20 protein-coding genes are annotated in these 23,031 nt (G+C 61.9%); 18 read left to right on the forward strand and 2 right to left on the reverse strand.

Annotated elements, in window-relative coordinates; translation table 11 throughout:
* Positions 1 to 186 precede the first annotated feature (186 nt).
* From ahpF to AC4QBL_RS04875, 4 genes are all read left to right on the forward strand, one after another.
* Positions 187 to 1,779, forward strand: coding sequence for an alkyl hydroperoxide reductase subunit F (gene ahpF, locus AC4QBL_RS04860; RefSeq protein ID WP_472901801.1), 1,593 nt, complete (start codon positions 187 to 189; stop codon positions 1,777 to 1,779).
* Positions 1,780 to 2,095: 316 nt separating this feature from the next.
* A complete protein-coding gene (locus AC4QBL_RS04865) occupies positions 2,096 to 2,356 on the forward strand; it encodes a DUF4212 domain-containing protein (RefSeq protein WP_439114613.1) in 261 nt (86 codons plus the stop codon).
* 12 nt (positions 2,357 to 2,368) lie between these two features.
* Complete coding sequence (locus AC4QBL_RS04870) at positions 2,369 to 4,219, forward strand: sodium:solute symporter family protein (protein WP_472901800.1); 1,851 nt, start codon at positions 2,369 to 2,371, stop codon at positions 4,217 to 4,219.
* Positions 4,220 to 4,305: 86 nt separating this feature from the next.
* Positions 4,306 to 4,800: a hypothetical protein gene (locus AC4QBL_RS04875; protein ID WP_492131633.1), complete on the forward strand. Its 495-nt coding sequence runs from the start codon at positions 4,306 to 4,308 to the stop codon at positions 4,798 to 4,800.
* Positions 4,801 to 4,890: 90 nt separating this feature from the next.
* Here the strand turns inward: AC4QBL_RS04875 and ppsR are convergent, their stop codons facing one another.
* Positions 4,891 to 5,712 (reverse strand): posphoenolpyruvate synthetase regulatory kinase/phosphorylase PpsR, encoded by an 822-nt coding sequence (gene ppsR / locus AC4QBL_RS04880; protein WP_472901798.1) that lies wholly within the window; start codon positions 5,710 to 5,712, stop codon positions 4,891 to 4,893.
* A 266-nt stretch (positions 5,713 to 5,978) separates the two neighbouring features.
* On the opposite strand from ppsR, the gene ppsA reads away from it, so the two are divergent.
* From ppsA to AC4QBL_RS04905, 5 genes are all read left to right on the forward strand, one after another.
* The gene (gene ppsA, locus AC4QBL_RS04885; RefSeq protein WP_472906671.1) at positions 5,979 to 8,390 is read left to right on the forward strand and encodes a phosphoenolpyruvate synthase; all 2,412 of its coding nucleotides are present in this window, start codon (positions 5,979 to 5,981) and stop codon (positions 8,388 to 8,390) included.
* A gap of 153 nt (positions 8,391 to 8,543) precedes the next feature.
* On the forward strand, positions 8,544 to 8,774 hold the full coding sequence (locus AC4QBL_RS04890; protein ID WP_472906672.1) for a hypothetical protein: 231 nt from the start codon (positions 8,544 to 8,546) through the stop codon (positions 8,772 to 8,774).
* Between the two features lie 72 nt (positions 8,775 to 8,846).
* Entirely contained in the window at positions 8,847 to 11,618 is a 2,772-nt protein-coding gene (locus AC4QBL_RS04895; protein WP_472906673.1) for an ATP-binding protein, read from the forward strand.
* 47 nt (positions 11,619 to 11,665) lie between these two features.
* Positions 11,666 to 12,040 (forward strand): response regulator transcription factor, encoded by a 375-nt coding sequence (locus tag AC4QBL_RS04900; RefSeq protein ID WP_472901794.1) that lies wholly within the window; start codon positions 11,666 to 11,668, stop codon positions 12,038 to 12,040.
* Positions 12,037 to 14,238, forward strand: coding sequence for a 3'-5' exonuclease (locus AC4QBL_RS04905; protein ID WP_472906674.1), 2,202 nt, complete (start codon positions 12,037 to 12,039; stop codon positions 14,236 to 14,238). The genes AC4QBL_RS04900 and AC4QBL_RS04905 overlap by 4 nt, the downstream gene beginning before the upstream one ends.
* Before the next feature lie 39 nt (positions 14,239 to 14,277).
* On the opposite strand, the gene AC4QBL_RS04910 is transcribed toward AC4QBL_RS04905, so the two are convergent.
* Positions 14,278 to 16,143, reverse strand: coding sequence for a putative nucleotidyltransferase substrate binding domain-containing protein (locus AC4QBL_RS04910; protein ID WP_472906675.1), 1,866 nt, complete (start codon positions 16,141 to 16,143; stop codon positions 14,278 to 14,280).
* A gap of 178 nt (positions 16,144 to 16,321) precedes the next feature.
* On the opposite strand from AC4QBL_RS04910, the gene AC4QBL_RS04915 reads away from it, so the two are divergent.
* The 9 genes from AC4QBL_RS04915 (at position 16,322) to dnaB (ending at position 22,957) form a co-directional block, all read left to right on the forward strand.
* Positions 16,322 to 16,609, forward strand: coding sequence for a hypothetical protein (locus tag AC4QBL_RS04915; RefSeq protein ID WP_472901791.1), 288 nt, complete (start codon positions 16,322 to 16,324; stop codon positions 16,607 to 16,609).
* Entirely contained in the window at positions 16,606 to 17,190 is a 585-nt protein-coding gene (locus AC4QBL_RS04920; protein WP_472906676.1) for a tetratricopeptide repeat protein, read from the forward strand. Before AC4QBL_RS04915 ends, AC4QBL_RS04920 begins: the two co-directional genes overlap by 4 nt.
* 91 nt (positions 17,191 to 17,281) lie before the next feature.
* Positions 17,282 to 17,542 carry a DUF4212 domain-containing protein gene (locus AC4QBL_RS04925; protein WP_472901790.1) on the forward strand — a complete coding sequence of 87 codons (261 nt, stop codon included), beginning with the start codon at positions 17,282 to 17,284 and terminating at the stop codon, positions 17,540 to 17,542.
* A gap of 4 nt (positions 17,543 to 17,546) precedes the next feature.
* Positions 17,547 to 19,664, forward strand: a complete 2,118-nt coding sequence (locus AC4QBL_RS04930) for a sodium:solute symporter family protein (protein ID WP_472906677.1) — start codon at positions 17,547 to 17,549, stop codon at positions 19,662 to 19,664.
* A gap of 171 nt (positions 19,665 to 19,835) precedes the next feature.
* Complete coding sequence (gene rpsF, locus AC4QBL_RS04935) at positions 19,836 to 20,210, forward strand: 30S ribosomal protein S6 (protein ID WP_304829898.1); 375 nt, start codon at positions 19,836 to 19,838, stop codon at positions 20,208 to 20,210.
* A 25-nt stretch (positions 20,211 to 20,235) separates the two neighbouring features.
* Positions 20,236 to 20,523 carry a primosomal replication protein N gene (gene priB / locus AC4QBL_RS04940; RefSeq protein WP_472906678.1) on the forward strand — a complete coding sequence of 96 codons (288 nt, stop codon included), beginning with the start codon at positions 20,236 to 20,238 and terminating at the stop codon, positions 20,521 to 20,523.
* Between the two features lie 11 nt (positions 20,524 to 20,534).
* Positions 20,535 to 20,816: a 30S ribosomal protein S18 gene (rpsR, locus tag AC4QBL_RS04945; RefSeq protein WP_068166407.1), complete on the forward strand. Its 282-nt coding sequence runs from the start codon at positions 20,535 to 20,537 to the stop codon at positions 20,814 to 20,816.
* Positions 20,817 to 20,829: 13 nt separating this feature from the next.
* Positions 20,830 to 21,282 (forward strand): 50S ribosomal protein L9, encoded by a 453-nt coding sequence (gene rplI / locus AC4QBL_RS04950; protein WP_304834477.1) that lies wholly within the window; start codon positions 20,830 to 20,832, stop codon positions 21,280 to 21,282.
* 247 nt (positions 21,283 to 21,529) lie between these two features.
* Positions 21,530 to 22,957, forward strand: a complete 1,428-nt coding sequence (dnaB, locus tag AC4QBL_RS04955; RefSeq protein ID WP_472901787.1) for a replicative DNA helicase — start codon at positions 21,530 to 21,532, stop codon at positions 22,955 to 22,957.
* Positions 22,958 to 23,031: the final 74 nt, after the last annotated feature.

Here is a 23,031-nt window from a genome sequence, read left to right on the forward strand (position 1 = left end):
CACCCCCTCAAGGGGGCAACGCTGGCGGCCCGGCAAAGCCGGTTCCGCGGCGTTCTTGGCTCAGACACTTCGCTCCGGCGCAGATTTGTTTTCTTGCCATTGGCAGCACCGCTGCCTCATGGGCTTGCTTGCAGGCCCATGCACCAGCGGCCTTCCGCACCTTAATTTTCTTTTCAGGAGTTCAACATGCTTGACGCCACCCTCAAATCGCAGTTGCAGCAGTACCTCGGTATGCTGCGCCAGCCGATCCAGCTGATCGCTTCGCTGGACGACAGCGACACAGGCATCGAGATGCGCGGTCTGCTCGACGACATCGTGTCGCTGTCCGACAAGGTCACGCTGGACACTTCGGGCGACGATGCGCGCAAGCCGTCTTTCGTGGTGGCCCGCGCCGGTGAAACCCAGGGCGTGCGTTTTGCCGGCCTGCCGCTGGGCCACGAGTTCACTTCGTTGGTGCTGGCGCTGCTGTGGACGGGCGGCCACCCGCCCAAGGTAGATGCCGACGTGATTGACACCATCAAGTCCCTGGACGGTGACTTCAGCTTCGAGGTCTACATGTCTCTGAGCTGCCACAACTGCCCGGACGTGGTGCAGGCGCTCTCTTTGATGGCGATCTTCAACCCCAAGGTCAAAACCGTGGTGATTGAAGGCGGCGCCTTCCAGCAAGAAGTGAACGAGCGCCAGATCATGGCCGTGCCCATGGTGTTCCTGAATGGCCAGGTGTTTGGCTCCGGCCGCATGACGGTGGAAGAGATCGTGGCCAAGCTGGACACCAAGTCGGGCGACCGCGAAGCCGCCAAGCTCAACGCCAAGGACCCGTTTGACGTGCTGATCGTGGGTGGTGGCCCAGCCGGTGCGGCAGCGGCGGTGTACGCCGCCCGCAAAGGCATTCGCGTGGGTGTGGCAGCCGAGCGCTTTGGCGGCCAGACCAACGACACCATGGCCATCGAAAACTACATTTCGGTGCTGGAGACCGACGGACCCAAGTTCGCTGCGGCGCTGGAAGCCCAGGTGCGCCACTACGAGGTGGACATCATGAACCTGCAGCGAGCCGACAAGATCATCCCCGCTGAAGAGCCGGGTGGTCTGGTGACGGTGCAGATGGCCAACGGCGGCGAGCTGAAGGCGCGCAGCGTGATCCTGTCCACCGGCGCACGCTGGCGCAATGTGAACGTGCCCGGCGAGCAGGAATACAAAAACAAAGGCGTGGCCTACTGCCCACATTGCGACGGCCCGCTGTTCAAGGGCAAGCGCACGGCGGTCATTGGCGGTGGCAACTCTGGCGTGGAGGCGGCCATTGACCTGGCCGGCATCGTGGCCCACGTCACGCTGGTGGAATTCGCCGACCAGCTCAAGGCCGACGCCGTGCTGGTGAGCAAGCTGAAAAGCCTGCCCAACGTGACCATCCACGTGAACGCCCAGACCACCGAGATCACCGGTGCCGACGGCAAGGTCAACGGCCTGAAGTACAAGGACCGCGCGACGAATGAAGAACATTTGGTACCGCTGGAAGGCGTATTCGTGCAGATCGGCTTGGTTCCCAACACCGAGTTCCTGAAAGGCACGGTCGAACTGAGCCGCTTCGGCGAGATCGTGGTGGACGCCAAGGGCCACACCGATGTGCCCGGCGTGTTTGCCGCTGGCGATTGCACCACGGTGCCTTACAAGCAGATCGTGATCGCCGCAGGCGAGGGCTCCAAGGCCGCGCTCAGCGCGTTTGACTACCTGATTCGCCAGCCCGTGGCGGCGGTGGCTCCAGCGGAAGCTGCCATGGCCTGACGGGTGGCGCGCCGCGCTCTGAGGCAGGGCGCGACGGTTCAAACGCAAAAAAGGGCTTCGGGAAACCGAAGCCCTTTTTTGCGTTTGAACGGGCGCCGCAACCGGTGCGGGCGCGGAGGCCGCGCTCGAATGTGATCTATTTGCTAGGGGCTTACCCTAGGGCCATGCTGGCGGGCCCCGATCAGCAATTTAGCTGTAAGGAAGCGGATCCACAGTCGCCCCCGTAATGCCAACAACCGCACGGGAATTGGCATGCAAAACGTGGCGGCGCAAGCCGTCGAAACAGCAAAAGCATCACTTTGAGGAGATGGCTTTCATGACAACTGATAGCAACGCAAAGGCCTACTGGTCTGCCACGCTTGGTCTGCTGACCAAGGTGCTGATCATCTGGTTCATCGTGTCTTACGGAGCAGGCATCCTGTTCGTTGGCGTTCTGAACAACATCAGTCTTGGCGGTTACCCGCTTGGCTTCTGGTTCGCCCAGCAAGGCTCGATCTACATCTTTATTGCGCTGATCTTTTACTACGCCAGCGCGATGGGCAAGATCGACCGCAAGTTCGGCATGCAAGAAGACTAAAGGAAGACCAAGATGGAACTCCAAACCACTATTTACATTTTCGTCGGGTTGAGCTTCGCGCTCTACCTCGGCATCGCCTTCTGGGCACGCGCGGGCAGCACGTCCGAGTTCTACGTGGCTGGCGGTGGCGTGCACCCGATCACCAACGGTATGGCCACGGCTGCTGACTGGATGTCGGCGGCTTCGTTCATCTCCATGGCGGGTCTGATCTCCAACATGGGCTACGGCGGCGCCGTGTTCCTGATGGGCTGGACTGGCGGCTACGTGTTGCTGGCCATGTTGCTGGCGCCGTACCTGCGCAAGTTTGGCAAGTTCACCGTGCCTGAGTTCGTTGGCGACCGCTTCTACTCGAAGGCCGCCCGCAACGTGGCCGTGTTGTGTCTGCTGGTGGCTTCGCTCACCTACATCATTGGTCAGATGACCGGCGTGGGCGTGACGTTTGCGCGCTTCCTGGGCGTGTCCAGCGAGCAAGGCATTTACATCGGTATGGCCATCGTGTTTGCTTACGCGGTGTTCGGCGGCATGAAGGGCATCACCTACACCCAGGTGGCTCAGTACTGCGTGCTGATCGCGGCCTACCTGGTGCCAGCGTTCTTCATCTCCCTGAACCTGTCGGGCAACTTCTTGCCACAGCTGGGCCTGGGTTCTGACTTGGCCGGTACCGACATTTCGCTGCTGACCAAGCTGGACCAAGTGGTGACCGATCTGGGCTTTGGCCAGTACACCACCACCAGCGCCGGCTCGACGCTGAACATGTTCTTCTACACCGTGTCGCTCATGATCGGTACCGCCGGTCTGCCCCACGTGATCGTGCGCTTCTTCACCGTGCCAAAAGTGGCTGACGCTCGTTCGTCCGCCGGCTGGGCGCTGGTGTTCATTGCTTTGCTGTACACCACCGCTCCGGCTGTGGGCGCCATGGCCAAGCTGAACCTGCACGGCACCGTGAACAGCGCTGTGGGTCTGAAGCAGACCGCCAACGGCATTGAAGTGGACGCCGACGTGGTGAAAGCCAATGGCGACCTGTACGCCACCGAAGCCAGCCTGGTTTACGAGCAGCGTCCTGACTGGATGAAGCGCTGGGAAAAAACCGGCCTGCTGAAGTGGGAAGACAAGAACGGCGACGGCCGCATTCAGTACTACAACGACAAGACCAAGAACGAAGCCGCCAAAGGCAAGGCAGAAGCTGCCGGCTGGAAGGGCAACGAGTTGACCGTGAACGCCGACATCATCGTGCTGGCCAACCCGGAAATTGCTCTGCTGCCTAACTGGGTGATCGCTCTGGTGGCTGCTGGTGGCCTGGCCGCTGCGCTGTCTACCGCTGCAGGTTTGCTGCTGGCCATTTCGTCCGCCGTGTCCCACGACCTGATCAAGGGTGCTATCAACCCTGACATCAGCGAGAAGAACGAACTGATTGCCGGCAAGATCGCCATGGCAGTGGCTATTTTCGTGGCAGGCTGGCTGGGTCTGAACCCGCCGGGCTTCGCGGCCGGTACCGTGGCTCTGGCCTTCGGTATTGCAGCGTCCACGATCTTCCCTGCGCTGATGATGGGCATTTTCAGCCGCACCATCACCGACAAGGGCGCCATCGCCGGTATGTTGTCAGGCTTGTTCGTGGTGTTGTTCTATGTGTTCGCACACAAGGGCATCTTCTTCGTGAAGGGCACCGACTACCTCGACCTGATCGGTGGTGCCAACTCGTTCTTCACGATCACCCCCGAGGCCTTCGGTACCGTGGGTGCTCTGGTGAACTTTGCAGTGGCCTACGTGGTGAGCAAAATGGGCTCTCCAGTGCCTAAGCACATCCAGGAACTGGTGGAGTCGGTGCGCGTGCCCAAGGGCGCTGGCACGGCCACTGGCCACTAAGTTGAACGGAAAGACCGGGCGCCCAGCAATGGTTGGGCACCGGGTCTGAATCCTGGCCCCGCTGGTTCGCTGGCGGGGCTTTTTTCATGGAGGACAATCCGGTACCCGCCGGCTTGTCCCCCAAGGTTTGTTGTGCACAGCCCGTCGGATCGGCCGTTTGCGCACAGCACATCTGCTGGCTGTTTTTAACAAGGACTTATCGGATGCACTTGCCGAGCGTTTTTATATTCAACTGGATATTTTTGTTGGCCTTGTTTCCAGTGAGCTTCTTTTGGCTGCGCCGGGCCTACCGTGTTTTGGTGAAGCGCGACTTTTCTGAGGTCGCTCTCAAGAAAGGCTTGCCGCCGCCCAATGCCGAGAAATACGCGCCTTATGAGATGGCCATCAACATGATCGGCGGCGTGGTACTGGTGGTGTTGCTGGTCGCGGTGCTGGGTTTCCAGGCGCTGGCTTCGGAAGACTGGGTTGCCATTGCCGGCGTGACGCTGTGGATCAAACTGTTCGCGTCGTTCGCGCTGGGCCGCCAGGCCCACGGATTGGGGCCCAAAAAGAAGCCGGCGGCCAGCAAAGAGACCCAGTGAAGCGGGTCTGCCCAGCCGGTACTGCGGGTTGGGCTTGTCGGTGATGTGCCCGGGCGCTGCGCCACACGCGCAGCGCCGCCGCGACAGGGATCAGTACACCAGCCGATCCGGTTGAATTTCTTGCAGGATCGTGGTGGCGATCTCTTCGATCGACTTGGTGGTGGTGGACAGCCAGCGAATGCCTTCGCGGCGCATCATGCCCTCGGCCTCGCTGATCTCCATGCGGCAGTTTTCCAGGCTGGCGTAGCGCGAGTTGGGGCGGCGTTCGTTGCGAATTTCGCTCAACCGCTCGGGTGCAATCGTGAGACCGAAGATTTTTTTGCGGTGGGGCACGAGCGCCGGCGGCAGCTTTCGGCGTTCAAAGTCTTCAGGAATCAGCGGGTAGTTCGACGCCTTCAGCCCGTACTGCATCGCCAGGTAAAGCGATGTGGGCGTTTTCCCGCTGCGGCTCACGCCCACCAGGATCACGTCGGAGCCCTGCAGGTCGCGGTGGCTCTGGCCGTCGTCGTGCGCCAGGGAAAAGTTGATGGCTTCGATCCGGTCGTTGTAGGCCTGGCTTTTTGAGGCGTCTGAAAAGCGGCCTACCCGGTGGTTGGACTTGATGCCCAGCTCTTGTTCCATGGGCTCGACAAAGGTGCCGAACATGTCCAGCAACATGCCCTGGCAGTGTTCCTTCACCACCCGAAGCACATCCATGTTGACCACGGTGGTGAACACCAGCGGCCTTTTGCCCTCCACCTCGGCTGTGTGGTTGATCTGCCGTATGGCCTGGTGGGCCTTGTCCACGCTGTCAATGAAGGGCAGGCGCACCCGCCGAACGGGCGCTTCAAACTGCGCCAATATGGCGTTACCAAAGGTTTCGGCGGTGATGCCGGTGCCGTCAGAGATGAAAAAGACCGTTCGGTTGGGCATGGTGGTACCGGGTATGGGCGAAAAGGGAGGACTGCAGGATTGCGAAAAATTCAAACCCTGCCGCCGTGGCTTTCACGCGCCTGCAGGCTGGGTGGCCGCCTCATCCGGGGCATGCACCCTACAATCACGGGTTGCGGCCGGTGACCATTATCCGGGTTACGGCCCCCAGATTCAGCCCCTTTGCCCGGTGCCAGACCCACAACAGAATTACAGGTCTTTAGCTGGTGCGTGGAGCCCCCGGTTTTTTAACCTTGAGGAGTCTTTCCATGTCCAACCTGTTTGCCCCGACCGATCTGGTCGTGCCTTTCGAGCATCTGCGGATGACCGATGTGGATTCTGTGGGCGGCAAAAATGCCAGCCTGGGTGAAATGATCTCGCAGCTGCCCAGCGGCGTGAAAGTGCCCACCGGCTTTGCGACCACCGCCCACGCGTTTCGCGAGTTTCTGCAGTTCGACGGCCTGACCGATCGCATCAACGCGCGCCTGGATGCGCTGGACACCGAAGACGTGCGCGCGCTGGCTGAAGCCGGTGCCGAGATCCGCGCGATGGTGGAAAACCAGCCGTTTCCCGCCGACCTGGAAAAAGCCATTCGCGATGCGTTCACCACGCTGGTGGGTGACAACGACAAAGCCACCTTCGCGGTGCGCTCGTCGGCCACCGCCGAAGACCTGCCCGACGCCTCGTTTGCCGGCCAGCAGGAAACCTTTTTGAATGTGCACGGCATCGACGAAGTGCTGCACAAGATGAAAGAGGTGTTTGCCTCGCTGTACAACGACCGCGCCATCAGCTACCGCGTGCACAAGGGGTTTGCCCATGCCGACGTGGCGCTCTCGGCTGGCGTGCAGCGCATGGTGCGTTCCGACACGGGCGCGGCTGGCGTGATGTTCACCATCGACACCGAGTCGGGTTTTGAAGACGTGGTGTTCATCACCTCCAGCTACGGCCTGGGTGAGACGGTGGTGCAGGGCGCCGTGAACCCCGACGAGTTTTACGTGCACAAGCCCATGCTAAAAGCCGGCAAGCGCGCGCTGATTCGCCGCAACCTGGGCAGCAAGCTGATTCAGATGACCTTCACCACCGCCGAAGAGAAAGCCAACGAGGGCGCGCTCAAGGGCAAGCTGGTGAAAACCGTGGATGTGCCGGTGGAGCAGCGCAACCGCTACAGCCTGACCGACGCCGACGTGGAGCAGCTGGCGCATTACGCGCTGGTGATCGAACAGCACTACGGCCGCCCCATGGACATTGAGTGGGGCAAGGACGGCAACGACGGCCAACTCTACATTTTGCAAGCCCGCCCCGAAACGGTGAAGAGCCAGTCGGCCGGCAAGACCGAGGTGCGCTACAAGCTCAAAGGCAAGGGTGCCGTGCTGGCTTCGGGCCGCGCCATTGGCCAAAAAGTGGGCACCGGCCCGGTGCGCCTGGTGAGCCACATCAGCGAGATGGACAAGGTGCAACCCGGTGATGTGTTGGTGACCGACATGACCGACCCGAACTGGGAACCGGTGATGAAGCGGGCCTCGGCCATCGTGACCAACCGCGGCGGCCGCACCTGCCACGCCGCCATCATTGCGCGCGAGCTGGGCATTCCGGCCGTGGTGGGCTGTGGCGATGCCACCGAGCAGCTGAAGGACGGCATGCTGGTGACGGTGAGCTGCGCCGAGGGCGACACCGGCAACATCTACGACGGCCTGCTGGAAACCGAGATCACCGAAGTGCAGCGCGGCACGATGCCCGAGGTGGACGTGAAGATCATGATGAACGTGGGCAACCCCCAGTTGGCGTTCGATTTTTGCCAGATCCCCAATGGCGGCGTGGGCCTGGCGCGCCTGGAATTCATCATCAACAACAACATTGGCGTACACCCCAAGGCGATCCTGGACTACCCGAACATCGACGCCGATTTGAAGAATGCGGTGGAATCGGTGGCCCGCGGCCACGCGTCGCCCCGTGCCTTTTATGTGGACAAGGTGGCCGAAGGTGTGGCCACCATTGCCGCGGCCTTCTGGCCCAAGCCGGTGATCGTGCGCCTGTCGGACTTCAAGAGCAACGAATACCGCAAGCTGGTGGGTGGCAGCCGCTACGAGCCCGATGAAGAAAACCCGATGCTGGGCTTTCGTGGCGCGGCGCGCTACATCAGCGAAGACTTCCGCGAGGCCTTTGCCATGGAGTGCGAGGCCTTGAAGCGGGTGCGCGAAGAGATGGGTCTGGACAACGTGCAGGTGATGGTGCCCTTCGTGCGCACGCTCGGCCAGGCGCAACGCGTGACCGAACTGTTGGCCGAGAAGGGCCTCAAGCGCGGTGAGCACGGGCTCAAGGTCATCATGATGTGCGAGATCCCGAGCAACGCTGTGCTGGCCAACGAGTTCTTGCAGTTTTTTGACGGCTTCTCCATTGGCTCGAACGACCTCACCCAGCTCACCCTGGGTCTGGACCGCGACTCGGGCTTGGAGCTGCTGGCCAAAGACTTCGACGAGCGTGACCCGGCCGTGAAAGCTTTGCTCAAGCTCGCCATTGGCGCCTGCAAGGCGCAGGGCAAGTACGTGGGTATTTGTGGTCAGGGCCCCAGCGACCACCCCGACTTTGCGCAGTGGTTGCGTGACGAAGGGATCAGCTCGATTTCGCTGAACCCCGACTCGGTGGTGGACACCTGGCAGCTGCTGGCATCGACCGCCAAGTAAAGCGCCGGTAGACCCGGCAACGGTAAAAAGCGGCAAGGGGCAACCCTTGCCGCTTTTTTTGTTGCGCTGCAACGTAAGGCGGGGGTCAGTGCCTGGCGCACAATCGTTACGAAGGTGCGTCCACCGAGCGCGCCCGACAACGAGGAGACACGCATGTTTGAAGGACTGGTCGCACAGCGCTTGGTGGCCCTGTTTTTCGCCGGCTGGGCGTTGCTGAACTTTCCCTTGCTCGCCCTGTGGGACCACGACGCTCGGGTGTGGGGCTTGCCGTTGTTTCCGCTCGCGCTGTTTGTCATCTGGGCGCTGCTGATTGCGGTGCTGGCCTGGGTCGTAGAGGGCAGTGCGTCTTCGCGTTCGTCTGTGCCCCACGAGCGCTTGGACTGAGGGGCCAAGAGCCTTTTGCTCATGCCCGCTCGCCACCCCAAACCGATCAGCCTCTGACCCGATAGCACCGCCATGTTGTCTGCCCCGCTCGTCATCGGCGTCTCGTTTGCCTACCTGCTGCTGCTGTTTGCGGTGGCGTATTTCGGCGACTGGCGGGCGTCTCAGGGGCGTTCGATCATTGGCAGCCCGTGGGTGTATGCGTTGTCGATGGCGGTGTATTGCACCGCGTGGACTTACTTTGGCAGTGTGGGCCGCGCGGCCAATTCCGGGGTGTGGTTCCTGCCGATCTACCTGGGGCCCATGCTGGCCATGATCCTGGCCTGGATGGTGGTGCGCAAGATGATCCGCATCGCCAAGACCTACCGCATCACCTCCATTGCCGACTTCATTGCCAGCCGCTACGGCAAAAGCCCGACCCTGGCCGGCCTGGTGACGCTGATCACCGTGGTGGGCATCGTGCCCTACATTGCTCTGCAGCTCAAAGCCATTGCCAGCGGCTACGCGGTGCTCACCTCGCCCCTGGGCCAGCCAGCGGTGCAAAGCGCCGACTGGTGGAGCGACAGCACGCTGTATGTGGCGCTGGCGCTGGCGGGTTTCACCATGGTGTTTGGTGCCCGCCACCTCGACAGCACCGAGCGCCACGAAGGCATGGTGGCAGCGATTGCGTTCGAGTCGGTGGTGAAGCTGGTGGCGTTTCTGGCGGTGGGGCTGTTTGTGAGCTTTGGCCTGTTTGCCAGCCCTGCCGCCTTGTTTGAGCAGGCGCATGCCGTGGAGGCGCTGCGCAGCCTGCTGCAGTTTGGGCAGGGGCAGCCGTTTGCCTATGCCCAGTGGCTGGGCCTGACGCTGCTGGCCATGTTGTCGGTCATTTTTCTGCCGCGGCAGTTTCAGGTGATGGTGGTGGAAAACGTGGACGAGCAGCACCTGCGGCGTGCGGTGTGGGCGTTTCCGCTCTACCTGCTGCTGATCAATTTGTTTGTGTTGCCCATCGCCATCGGCGGCCTGCTGCATTTCGGCCCTGGTGCCATGGACCCGGAGACCTTCATCCTCTCGTTGCCGTTGTCACAGGGGCAAAACGCTTTGGCCTTGTTTGCCTTTGTGGGTGGGTTGTCGGCGGCCACCGGCATGGTGATTGTGGAAGCCATCGCGGTGTCCACCATGGTGTGCAACGACTTGGTGATGCCCATTTTGCTGCGCATGCGGCGCTTCGGCGCGCGCGCCAGTGGGGACCTGACAGGCTTGTTGCTGGCCATTCGCCGCTTGGCCATTTTGGGCATTTTGTTGCTGGGCTACCTGTACTTTCACCTCGCTGGCGAGGCCTACGCACTGGTCAGCATCGGGCTCATCAGCTTTGCCGCCGTGGCGCAGTTTGCGCCCGCCATGCTGGGCGGCATGTACTGGAAGGGCGGCACACGCCATGGTGCGCTGACCGGTCTGTTGCTGGGTTTTGCCTTTTGGGTCTACACCCTGATGCTGCCTTCGCTGGCCAAGTCGGGCTGGCTGGCGGCCGACTTTCTGCAGCACGGGCCCTGGGGTTTGGCTTGGCTCAAGCCCGAAGCCTTTCTGGGCCTGGTGGGTTTGGACAACCTGACCCACTCGCTGTTCTGGAGCTTGCTGGCCAACGTGGGTGGCTACGTGGGCGTGTCGCTGTGGCGGGCGCCTTCGGCCCGCGAAACCAGCCAGGCTTTGTTGTTTGTGGACGTGTTCAACCGCAAGGCCGGTGCGCGGCCGGTGTTTTGGCAGGGGCGGGCCAAGGTGTCGGCGCTGCTGCCGCTGGCGGGCCGCTTCCTGGGGGCTGAGCAGGCGCAGCGCCTGTTTGCCGACTACGCGCGCCGCGTGGGGGTAGCGGGCATTGACGCCATACCCGCCGACGCCCGCCTGGTGCAGTTTGTTGAAACCGAATTGACCGGTGCGATCGGCAGCGCATCGGCGCGGGTCATGGTGGCTTCGGTGGTGGAGGAAGAGCCGCTGGACCTGGACGATGTGATGCGCATCCTGGACGAAGCGTCCCAGCTGCGGGCCTATTCCCATGCGCTGGAAGAAAAGTCGCAGTCGCTGGAGCGGGCCACCGCCGACTTGCGCGAGGCCAACGAAAAGCTGAAGAGTCTGGACCGGATGAAGGACGATTTCATGTCGTCGGTGACCCACGAATTGCGCACACCCTTGACTTCGATCAGGGCGCTGTCGGAGTTGATGCGCGACGATGACGACATGGATCTGGCGCAGCGCCAGCAGTTTCTACGCATCATCGTGGTGGAGGCCGAGCGGCTGAGCCGGTTGGTCAACCAGGTGCTGGACATGGCCAAAATTGAAGCGGGGCATGCCGAATGGCACAACACCGAGGTGGACATGCGTGAGCTACTGGAGCAAGCCGCAGCCACCATGGGTGAAACCTGCCGGGAACGCGGCGTGGTGTTGCAGCTGGCGTTGCCACCGGTGGTACAGCCGCTGTGGGCCGACGCAGACCGGATCACCCAGGTGGTGCTGAACCTGCTGTCCAACGCGGCCAAGTACGCGCCGCGCGGCGCGGGGCAGGTGCAGCTGCGCTTGAAAGACGAGACGGATGGCATCACGGTGGAGGTTCAGGACAACGGTCCGGGCATTGCGCAGGACCAGCAGGCGATGGTGTTTGAGAAATTTCGCCAGGTGGCGGGTGACGACCACTACCGCCCAGGTGGAACGGGCCTGGGTTTGCCCATCAGCCGCCAGATCGTGGAGCACTTTGGCGGGCACATGTGGCTGCAGTCGTGCGCGGGGCAGGGCGCTGTATTTGGATTTTTCTTGCCGCGACAGAACACCGGTCATGAAGTTCCGGTGAGCGTCGCATCCGACACACCAGCGACTTGAGTCCCGAAGGACTGAGCGCGGCACACAACAAACAGAGGAGCACAGGCATGAGCCAAAAAATACTGATTGCAGACGACGAGCCCAACATCCTGATCTCGCTGGAATTTTTGATGAAGCGCGAAGGCTACGAGGTGGTGGTGGCGCGCGATGGGCAGGAGGCGGTGGACGCGGTGCTGCGCGAGCGCCCGGCGCTCGTGTTGCTGGACGTGATGATGCCCATCAAGACCGGCTTTGATGTGTGCCACGAGGTGCGTGCCAACGAGGCCGTGCGAGACACACTCATCGTGATGCTCACCGCCAAGGGGCGCGATACCGACGTGGCCAAGGGCTTGGCCCTGGGTGCCAACGCCTACATGACCAAGCCGTTTTCCACCAAAGAACTGGTGCAAAAGGTGCGTGAGCTGTTGGGGTCGCCTGCATGAGCGCACAGCAAAAAACCGACCGTCGGCTGTGGTGGTTGCTCGGTGTGGCGGCCGTGTTGTCCGTGGCCTGGTTGCTGGCCACCCTGGGTTTGGTGGGCTCAACGCTGGAGCCGACCGAGCGCACAACGGTGTGGGGCCTGCTCGGCGACCGGCTGGCCCTGATTTCGCTGACCTGGGGCGCCGGCATGGCGGCCATTGCCTGGGGGCTCAAGCGCTGGTTTGACCACTGGGTCACGCCATCGGTGCAGCTGGCCGAAGAAGCCCAGGTGCTGCTGAAAACCGACGTGGTGCGCGAACTGCGGCCAAAAGGCAATGTGGAAACCCGCGTGCTGGCCGATCTGTTCAACCAGCTGGTGGGCCAGCGCGAGGCACTGCGGCGTGAGATGGACAGCAAGGTGCAGGCCGCTGCGCAGGGCATTGAGCAGGAAAAGAGCCGCCTGGCCGCGCTGATGTCCGAACTGACGCAGAGCGTGGTGGTGTGCAACCTGGACGGCCGCGTGCTGCTGTACAACAACCGCGCCCGCATGCAGTTTCGTGCGCTCTCACAGGCCCCCGGCGTGGCCGGTGGTGCCGAGCTGATCGGTCTGGGTCGGTCGATTTACAGCGTGTTCGACCGCAAGCTGGTCGCCCACGCGCTGGAAAATATTCAACAGCGCATGCTGCGCGGGGCAGGGCAGCCGTCGGCGCAGTTCGTGACCACCACCGCAGCCGGGCAGCTGCTGCGGGTGCAAATGGCGCCTGTGCGCTCACCGCAAGCCCAAGGAGCCGAAGCCGCGGCCGACCGCATGGAGCTGACCGGCTTTGTGCTGATGCTCGACAACATCACCAGCGACTTTGAAGCCGAGTCGGCCAAAGACCAGGTGCTGCACAGCCTCACCGAGGGCAGCCGTTCGGCACTGGCCAACATGCAGGCGGCCATTGACATGCTGGACTACCCCGACCTGGAGCCCGCCATGCGCGAGCGTTTCCTGGGCGTGATCCGCGATGAAACGCGTTCGCTGAGCCAGCGCATTGGTGCGCTGGAAGCGGGTTCGGCCGACAGCCTGAATACCCGCTGGCCGCTGGAAGACATGCTGGGTGCCGACCTGGTGAATGCTGCACTGCGCCGCATCGAGACCGTTACCCGTCTGCCTGCCTCGTCCATCGACGTGGACGGCGCGGTGTGGCTCAAGGTCGAAAGCTTTTCGCTGCTGCAGGCGCTGGTGTATCTGGCGGGGCGCCTGGCCGACGAGTTTGAGGTGCGCTTTGTCCAGCTGCGGCTGGGCAACGCAACGGGCAGCCCGGGCAAAGCCCAGCTGGACCTGATCTGGTCGGGCCAGGCCATGAGCACCGAGACGGTGATGAGCTGGGAAATGGACGCCATGAAGGTGGGCAGCGAAACCACACGCCTGACGGTGCGCGATGTGGTGGAGCGCCACGGCGGCGCTTTCTGGTTTGAGCGCGAGCGTTCGCGGCACCAGGCGTTTTTTCGTTTTCTGCTGCCGCTGGCCAACCCGCAGGAGCAGCTCGATGCGGCCGCGTTCGTCAAGAACGAAAGCCGTCCCGAGTACTACGACTTCGACCTTTTCAAAACCACCGAGCAGACCCGCACCCTGGACGACCGCCGACTCAGCGACCTGGTCTATACGGTGTTTGATACCGAGACCACCGGCCTGAACCCTTCGCAGGGCGACGAGATCATCCAGATTGGTGCGGCGCGCGTGGTCAACAACAAACTGTTGCGCCAAGAGTGTTTTGAACAACTGGTCGACCCGCGGCGCACGATTCCAGCCGCCTCCATACCCATTCACGGCATCCAGCCCGAGATGGTGGTGGGCCAACCCACCATTGAAAAGGTGTTGCCCGCGTTTCATGCCTTTGCGCAGGACACCGTGCTGGTGGCCCACAACGCCGCTTTTGACATGCGCTTTTTGCAGCTGAAAGAAAAGCAGAGCGGGGTGGTGTTTGACCACCCGGTGCTCGACACGCTGCTGCTGTCGGCCCTGGTGCACCCCAACCAGGATTCGCACCGCCTGGAGGCCATCGCCGAGCGCTTCAACGTCACCATCATCGGCCGCCACACGGCCATGGGCGACGCCATGGTGACCGCCGAGGTGTTCCTGAAGCTCATTCCGCTGCTGGCCGAAAAAGGCATCCACACGCTGGGTGAAGCGCGAGAGGCAGCGCAGCAAACGTACTACGCCCGATTGAAGTACTGAGCTTTCCCCGGGCCGACTGCGGGCCGGCGCGGGGGGAACTCAGTGCCTGTAACGCTGGGCCAGCACGCTTTGCAGCGACTGCACCACGGTGAAGGCATCCTTGAGCTGGCTGCGCTCGAAGTTGGATACGTCGGCTGGATTGAGAAAGTTGTCGGGCGACTGGCCGCGGCTGATCTGCCGGGCCTGGTGCTGGATGCGGGTGTAGGCGAGAAATTCCAGAGCGTCACGCAGGTCGCGCGCGCTTTGCTCGCTGATGGCGCCACCGGCCGCTGCGCTCGTCAGGCGATCGTGGGTGTTCACCGCTGCGTCGCCACCTGCCAGCGCATAGACCCGCGCCAGGTCGACGATGGGCACCACGCCGGTGTGCTTGAGGTCGATCTTGCCCTTGTGCTCGCCACTGCGAACGGTGGAAATACCTTTGAACATGCCCAGCGGGGGCTGGTGCGTGAGCGCGTTGCCGACCATGTGCGCGAGAAACAGGCTGTTGCCCTGCGTGCGCTTGAGCACGTCGCTGCGCAGTTTGTCCAGCAGCTCGGCTTTGCCGTGAATCGCGCGCAGGTCGAAAAACACGCAGGTCAGCATCAAGGCTTTCGGGTCGGGCTGGCTCGTCCAGCGCGCGAAATACTCAGCCCAGCGCTTCTGGGGTTGGCGCCATGTGTCGGTCATGGCCATCATCTCGCCGGGGCAGTAGATGTAGCCGCAGGCGTCCAGCCCATCGCAAACAAACTGGGACAAGGCCTTGAAATAGGCGCCGTGCTCGGCCTCGTCGTAGCGGTCGTCCAGCACCATGCAGTTGTCCTGGTCGGACTTGGCCGTCTGCTCGTTGCGCGCCTGAGAGCCCGCCGCCACCCACACGTAGTCGACCGGCGCCGGGCCCAGCTGCGCTTCACCCAGTTGCAGCAGCCGCGTGGTGATCGCATCGGTGATGGCCGTGATGATGTGGCCGGTGCTGTAGGCCGAGGCTTCGGCCGCCGCCAGACTCTGCTGCAGGCGCTTGATCTTGGTGCTGGCGCGTTGCAGGCCTTCTACCGTGCTTTGTTTGTAGATGTCGCCAGCCAGGTACACGGCCGAGGTGCTGTGCTGTTCGGTCAGATCGGTGGCGGTGATCATGCCGACGATGCGCTGCCCATCCAGCACCGGCACATGGTGGATGTTGTGCCGCGCCATCAACAGCAGTGCGTCAAAGGCCGGGTTCTGCACGTCGATGCTCAGCGGGGCCAGCGTGGCAATGTCCATGATGGGGCGCGCGCTGTCCATGCCGGCGGCGATCACGCGGTTGCGCAAGTCGCGGTCGGTGACCACGCCAAACAGGTGCTCTTGCTCCACGATCAAGACCGACGACACCCGTTGCTCGCTCATGAGCTTGGCCGCGTCGCGGATGCTGGTGTGCGGCGGCAAGGTGATCGGGGCACGCTTGATCAGCGCGCGCACCGGCGTGGTCATGAGGTTGAGGGCGGGGTCTGCGCCGCCCGGCGCACCGCGTGGGCTGCTGGCCGCTGAAGCGGCGCCAGCGCTGCCCGCGGGCAGCAACAGGCTCAGCGCAGGCAATTCGGTTTGCAGGGTCTCGACCAAGGCGCGGTCCATGCTCACCAGCGTGCAGTCGGTTCGAGCCTGGCACTCTTCAACACCGGCCATCCCATCGGCCTGCAAGCCAAACAGTTCACCGGGGTACAAAGTGACCACGGGCTGCTGCTGCCCGTCCAGCAGGCTCACGCTACCCGAGACCAACCAGTGCAGCTGTTGCTGCAGTTCGGCGGGTGTACAAGCGAGTGCGCCAGACGCTACCGGCTTCGCCTGGAGCGTGTCAGCCAGCTTCTTCTGGGTGTCGTCGGACAGCAGGCCAAAGATGCGGTGCGCGCGCAGGAGGTCGGCCAAATGCCGTGTGTCGGAAGCGGTTTTTGTCATGGGTCGGGGTTTCTGATGGAGTCAACGAAACATGCTACACCGCACCGCAGCGGTCGCTGGTGGGTAAACCCTCACAGGGTTTGACCTGCGTCAGAGGGTTGGCGGGTGCCCATGTAAGAACGCGGTAAGGTCCAGATTCAGAATGGCGACACCGTTACCGCAGGCTTACATGCTCTTAATGATTTCTGCGCTCAAACTGATCACCGAAGTGGCCTTGTTGGCCCTTGCCGGGCAATGGATTTTGGGCCTGCTGGCTGGCCAGCGCAAACAACACAACCTCTTCTATCAGGTGCTCGCGATCATCGGGCGCCCATTTGTTCAATTGACACGCTGGGTGACACCGCGTGTCGTCCTGGACCGCCATCTTCCGCTGGTGGCCTTTTTGATTTTGGGTTTTGTCTGGCTGGCCGTTACCGCGGCCAAGATTTCCTATTGCCTGAGGGTGGGGGTCTCTTTGTGCCAGTGAGTCGTCCCACCAAGAGTCGGTTCGTTCACTGGCAGGTGCGGGGCTTGCTGCTGTTTGGGCGCCGTCTCCAGGCGCTTGAGCGCATCACCGAGGCGCTGCACACCAACCCCAGTGACGCCAGGGCGCTGGCGACCCGCGCCCACGTGTTGGCCGAGCTGGGTGAAAAGCCTGCTGCGGTCCAAACGCTGGCCGATTTGGTGGCGCTTGAGCCAGGCCAAGCGGCCAGCTGGTTCAACTACGGTTATCTGAGCGAAGAACTGGGCTTGCTGGAGCAAGCTGAAAACGCTTTTCAGCGCGCCATCGCCATCGACCCCCAGCTCGACCGGGCTTGGTATGGTCTTGCACTCTGCCTGATCCGCCAGCGCCGTTTTGACGAAGCCATTTCCGCGCTGAAAAAAAACACCGAACTCCAACCCATGAGCCCCTACGGTTGGTACCAGTTGGCGCGCGTGCATGTGCAACGGCAAGAGCCCGACGAGGCAGCGAAAATCATTCGCCATCTGCGCCGTTTTGAGCCCAAGGTGGCTGCTCAGCTCGAAAGGGAAACGGGCTTGGGCGGACCACGATTGAAGACCGCGTGAACGCCCAAGGCGTTTGTTTTGAACACGGGTTCCCGGCACCAGCCAGGCCCATGATGTGCCCGCATGGGCCAAGTTGACCAAGGTGAAACCCGTGGACCTGACCGACAACCACCGCCGCTACTGGCGCAAGAACCTCCGCATCACAGGGGTGTTGCTGGCCATCTGGTTTGTGGTCACGTTCGTCGTGAGCTACTTTGCCCGCGAACTGAGCTTCAGTTTTTTCGGCTGGCCGTTCAGCTTCTGGATGGGTGCCCAGGGCGCGCTGGTGGTGTATTGCCTGATCATTGGTTTTTACGCCTGGTACATGAACCGCCTCGATATTGAGCACGGTGTTGAAGAAATTGAGGATTGAAGGCGTGGCAGGTAGTTCAGATTCCGGGCCCGCCAGCGGGAAAGGCGCGGCCAACAGATCCTTCCGCCAGCAGCTCAACAAGGTCTACAAGTGGTACACCGGCGGCTTCTTCGTCTTTGTGATCGCGCTGGCCATCCTGGAGCAGTTGGGGCTGTCGCGCGAATGGATCGGCTTCATCTTTTTGCTGGCCACCATCGGCTTGTACGCGGGCATCGGCATCATGAGCCGCACCACCGATGCGGCCGAATACTACGTGGCCGGTCGGCGTGTGCCAGCGGTCTACAACGGCATGGCCACCGGTGCCGACTGGATGTCGGCGGCCTCGTTCATTGGTATGGCCGGTACGCTGTACCTCACGGGCTACAGCGGCCTGGCCTTCATCATGGGCTGGACGGGGGGCTACTGCCTGGTGGCGCTGTTGCTGGCGCCTTATCTGCGCAAGTTTGGGCAGTTCACCATTCCCGACTTTCTGGGTGAGCGCTACGGCGGCAACATGCCGCGTTTCATTGGCATCTTTGCGGCCATTCTGTGTTCGTTCACCTATGTGGTGGCGCAGATTTATGGCGTTGGGCTGATCACCTCCCGCCTCACTGGCGTGGCCTTTGAACTCGGTGTGTTCCTCGGGCTGGGCGGTATTTTGGTGTGCTCGTTTCTGGGCGGTATGCGCGCCGTGACCTGGACGCAGGTGGCCCAGTACATCGTCCTGATCGTGGCCTACCTGATTCCCGTGGTGTGGCTGTCGGTCAAGCAAGCCAACTTTCCCGTGCCGCAGGCCATCTATGGCTACCAGCTTGAGAAGGTCACAGCCAAAGAAAAACTGCTGACCAACGACCCCAAAGAGCTGGAGGTGCGTGGCATCTTCAGGGAGCGCGCCGCCGAGCTGACGGAGAAACTGAAAGACCCAGGCGCGGCACTGAAGGCCGACAAGGCCGCGGCTGAAGCCAAGCTGGCCGAGTTGCGGGCGGCCAATGCGCCGTCCAGGACGGTATCCACAGCCGAACGAGCGGTGTCATCCTTGCCCAAGGATGAAGCATCAGCCAAAGCCGCCTGGACCCGAGACAAGACGCTGGCCGAAACCAAGTCCAAGCCCCTGAATGGCATGCCGCCTCACGCGGCGCAGTTTGCGGGTGATCCACACGGCAATGCCCAGGAGAAAGCGGCCTACGACAGCTCGCGCCGCAACTTTCTGGCCTTGATCTTCTGCCTGATGATCGGCACAGCCGCCCTGCCGCACATCTTGATGCGCTACTACACCGTGCCCAGCGTGAAGGAGGCCCGGCAGTCCGTCACCTGGTCGCTGTTCTTCATCTTTTTGCTCTACTTCACCGCGCCGGCCTTGGCTGTGCTGGTGAAGTTTGAGGTGTTTCATGTGCTGATTGGCACACCCATCGACCAGCTGCCCGCCTGGGTGGCGTCCTGGAACAAGGTGGATCCGAGCCTGATGTCGATCACGGACGTCAACAAGGACGGCATTTTGCAGCTCAATGAGATGAGCATCGGCGGCGACATCATCGTGCTGGCCACGGCCGAAATCGGTGGCCTTCCTTACGTCATCTCGGGCCTGGTGGCAGCCGGCGGCCTGGCAGCAGCCCTGTCCACCGCCGACGGGTTGTTGCTGACCATCGCCAACGCGTTATCGCACGATCTGTATTACAAAATGATCGACCCCAACGCGTCCACCGCCCGCCGGGTGACCATCTCCAAGGTGTTGTTGCTGATGGTGGCGCTGGTGGCCGCTTATGTGGCTGCGCAGAAGCCTGCCGATATTTTGTTTTTGGTCTCAGCCGCTTTTTCGTTTGCTGCTGCCGCGTTTTTCCCCGCGTTGGTGCTGGGCATTTTCTGGAAGCGGGCGACCGGCATCGCCGCCTCGTTGGGCATGATCGCCGGCCTGGGCGTCACGTTCTATTACATGGTCACCACCCAGCCCTGGCTAAGGGATGTGTTTGGCGTGACAACGCCCATAGAACTCTGGTGGGGCATCTTGCCTATTTCGGCCGGAGTTTTCGGGGTTCCATTGGGGTTTGCGGTGATCATTTTCATCAGCTGGGTGACCCCGGCACCCAGCCGCAAAGTGCAGCAACTGGTGGAGCATGTGCGCTACCCCAACCTGCGAGAGCCTTGATCGTGAGCACTGCAGACGCAGGACCTGTCGCGTACTGCCGCCGAAGCCCATTCAAGGCGCCGGTCTGGCAAGTTTTGCCAGACCCCAGGTTTTCTTGTTAGAATCGTGGGCTTGCCTTGCTGCACCCCAATCAGACGCTGGGGGCGGCTTTTTTATCCACAAGGAGAGTCTATGCGTCATTACGAAATCGTTTTGCTGATCCACCCGGATCAAAGCGAACAAGTTCCGGCCATGCTGGAGCGCTACAAGGGCATGATCACGGCCGGCAACGGCAAGATCCACCGCGTTGAAGACTGGGGCCGCCGTCAGATGGCGTACCAGATCAACAAGCTGTCCAAGGCCCACTACCTGTGCGTCAACATCGAAGCCGATCAGGCTGTGATGGCTGAACTGGAGCACGCCTTCAAGTTCAACGACGCCGTGCTGCGACACCTCACCGTGCTCAAGAAGAAAGCCGACACCGGCCCATCTTCGATGATGAAGTCGGTCGAGCGCGAAGAAGCCCGCAAGTCCCAGCAACAACCGCAGGAACAGGCCGCAGCGTAACAGCGCTGCGTGACGTCGTCAGCGGGTGAACCAACTTCAATTGTCCGCCGTGGTGGTGCAGGTCCAGAGCCTGCGGTACACACCGGCTGGCATACCAGCTCTCAACATCGTGCTCGAACACGATTCCGAGATCGTTGAAATGGACACCCCCCGGCTCGTGAAGCTGCAACTGAGGGCTGTGGCCTTTGGTGCGCAGGCAGAAGTCTTGTCCCGCCAGGGGCTCGACTCGGCTTGTGAATTTCATGGCTTCCTGACGAACGCCCGCAACGGTAAAGGCGTTGTGTTCCATATCCAAGATTTCAGCAAGACATAGGAAGGCCCATCATGGCTGCACCAAAACGTTTCAACAAAGACAAGCGCCCCAAGCGCAACACCCAATCGCTGCTGTTCAAGCGCAAGCGCTTTTGCCGCTTCACGGTGGCCAACGTCGAAGAAGTTGACTACAAGGACGTCGATGTCCTGCGCGACTTCATCGCCGAAAACGGCAAGATCATCCCCGCGCGCCTGACCGGCACGCGCGCCTTCTACCAGCGTCAGGTCAACACCGCCATCAAGCGTGCTCGCTTCCTGGCCATGTTGCCTTACAGCGACCAGCACCGCGTCTGAAAGAGAGCCTGACATGCAAATCATTCTGCTCGACAAAGTTACCAATCTCGGCGCCCTGGGCGATGTGGTCAAGGTCAAGGACGGTTACGCACGTAACTTCCTGATCCCCACCGGCCGCGCACGCCGCGCTACCTCCAACGCCATCGCCGAATTCGAAGCGCGCCGCGCTGAACTCGAAAAAGTGGCTGCTGCCAAGCACGCTGAAGCTGCCGCCCTGGGCGAGAAGCTGTCTGCTGTGACGGTCAAGCTGTCGCAAAAAGCCGGTGTGGACGGCCGCCTGTTTGGCTCCGTGACCAACCACGACGTGTCCGAAGAGCTGAACAAGCTGGGCTTCGCTGTGAACAAGTCGCAAGTGCGTATGCCCAACGGCCCGCTGAAGTTGGTGGGCGACTACACGGTGAGCGTGCACCTGCACACCGATGTGACGGTTGACGTCAACGTCTCGGTGCTCGGCGAAACCGCCTGATCACCCGGTGCTGGCGCGCAAGCGCTGCACCCAAAAGCCGCCGCGCCTTCGGGTCGGCGGCTTTTTTCATGGCTTGGACCCCATGGCGGATCGCGTCGAGCGCTGAGGGCCTTTGGGGTCTACAGCGCAGTAGTTATCCCGTGAAGTCCACTGTCTGCCCACCGAATACCCACCGGTTGTCCACAGACTTGTCCCATGACTTCTGATCGCTCAGGGCGTACCATTGCCAGTCACTCAAAGAGAGCCCATGTCTGCTGTTTTTTCCGATTCCTTTTCTTCTTTTGATGCCGGCCTGGATGTACCGGGCATGGGTCTTGATCGCCAGGTAGCGCAGTTGCGCGTGCCGCCGCATTCGATCGAGTCCGAGTCCAGCGTGCTGGGCGGCCTGTTGCTCGACAACGGGGCCTGGGACCGGGTGGCCGATCTGCTCAATGAGTCGGATTTCTACCGTTACGAGCACCGATTGACGTATTCGGCCATTGCAACGCTGGTGAATGGCAGCAAGCCGGCCGACGTGGTGACGGTCTACGAGCATTTGCAAAACCTGGGCAAGGCCGACGAGGCGGGTGGTCTGGCTTACCTGAACTCGCTGGCCCAGTACGTGCCGAGCGCCGCCAACATTCGCCGCTATGCCGAGATCGTGCGCGAGCGCGCCATTTTGCGCAAACTGATCACGGCCAGCGACGAAATTGCCACGTCCGCCTTCAACACGCAGGGCCGGCCGGTAGACAAGATCCTTGACGAAGCCGAACAAAAAATCTTCCACATTGGGGAAGAGGGCTCGCGCATGAAAGAGGGTTTTCAAGGCATGGACACGCTCGTGGTCGAGTTGCTCGACCGTGTGCAGGAAATGGCCGACAACCCCAACGACGTCACGGGCGTGCCGACAGGCTTTGTCGACCTCGACCGCATGACCTCGGGTCTGCAGGCGGGCGACCTGATTGTGCTGGCGGCACGGCCTTCCATGGGCAAAACGGCGTTCGCCATCAACATTGCGGAGCACGTGGCGCTGAACGAAGGTTTGCCGGTGGCCGTGTTCTCCATGGAGATGGGCGCTTCACAGCTGGCCGTGCGTATCGTGGGTTCCATTGGGCGCATCAACCAGAGCCACCTGCGCAGCGGCAAGCTCACCGACGACGAGTGGCCACGCCTGACCGAAGCGATTGAAAAACTCCGCAATGTGTCGCTGCACATCGACGAGACGCCTGGTCTGAACCCCAGCGTGCTGCGGGCCAATGCCCGGCGCTTGTCGCGCCAGTGTGGCAAGCTGGGCCTCATCGTGGTGGACTATTTGCAGCTGATGAGCGGCAGTGGTTCTGATGGCGACAACCGGGCATCCGAGCTGGGCGAGATTTCGCGCGGTTTGAAAATGCTCGCCAAAGAGTTGCAGTGCCCGGTGATTGCGCTCTCGCAGCTCAACCGATCGGTGGAGACGCGCACCGACAAGCGCCCGATGATGAGCGACTTGCGCGAGTCAGGCGCCATCGAGCAGGATGCGGACATCATCATGTTCATCTACCGCGACGAGTACTACACCAAGGACGCCTGCAAGGAGCCGGGCGTGGCTGAAATCATCATCGGCAAACAGCGAAACGGGCCCACCGGGACCGTGAAACTGGCGTTCTTGAACATGCTTACACGCTTTGAAAGTTTGGCTGGTGGTGGCGATTACTGATGCTTTTTCCGTTGAATCGACATGAAAAAACCGGCCAAGGCCGGTTTTTTCATGGTCGGTGAAGCAGCGCCTCG

Source organism: Hydrogenophaga sp. L99, assembly GCF_058731905.1.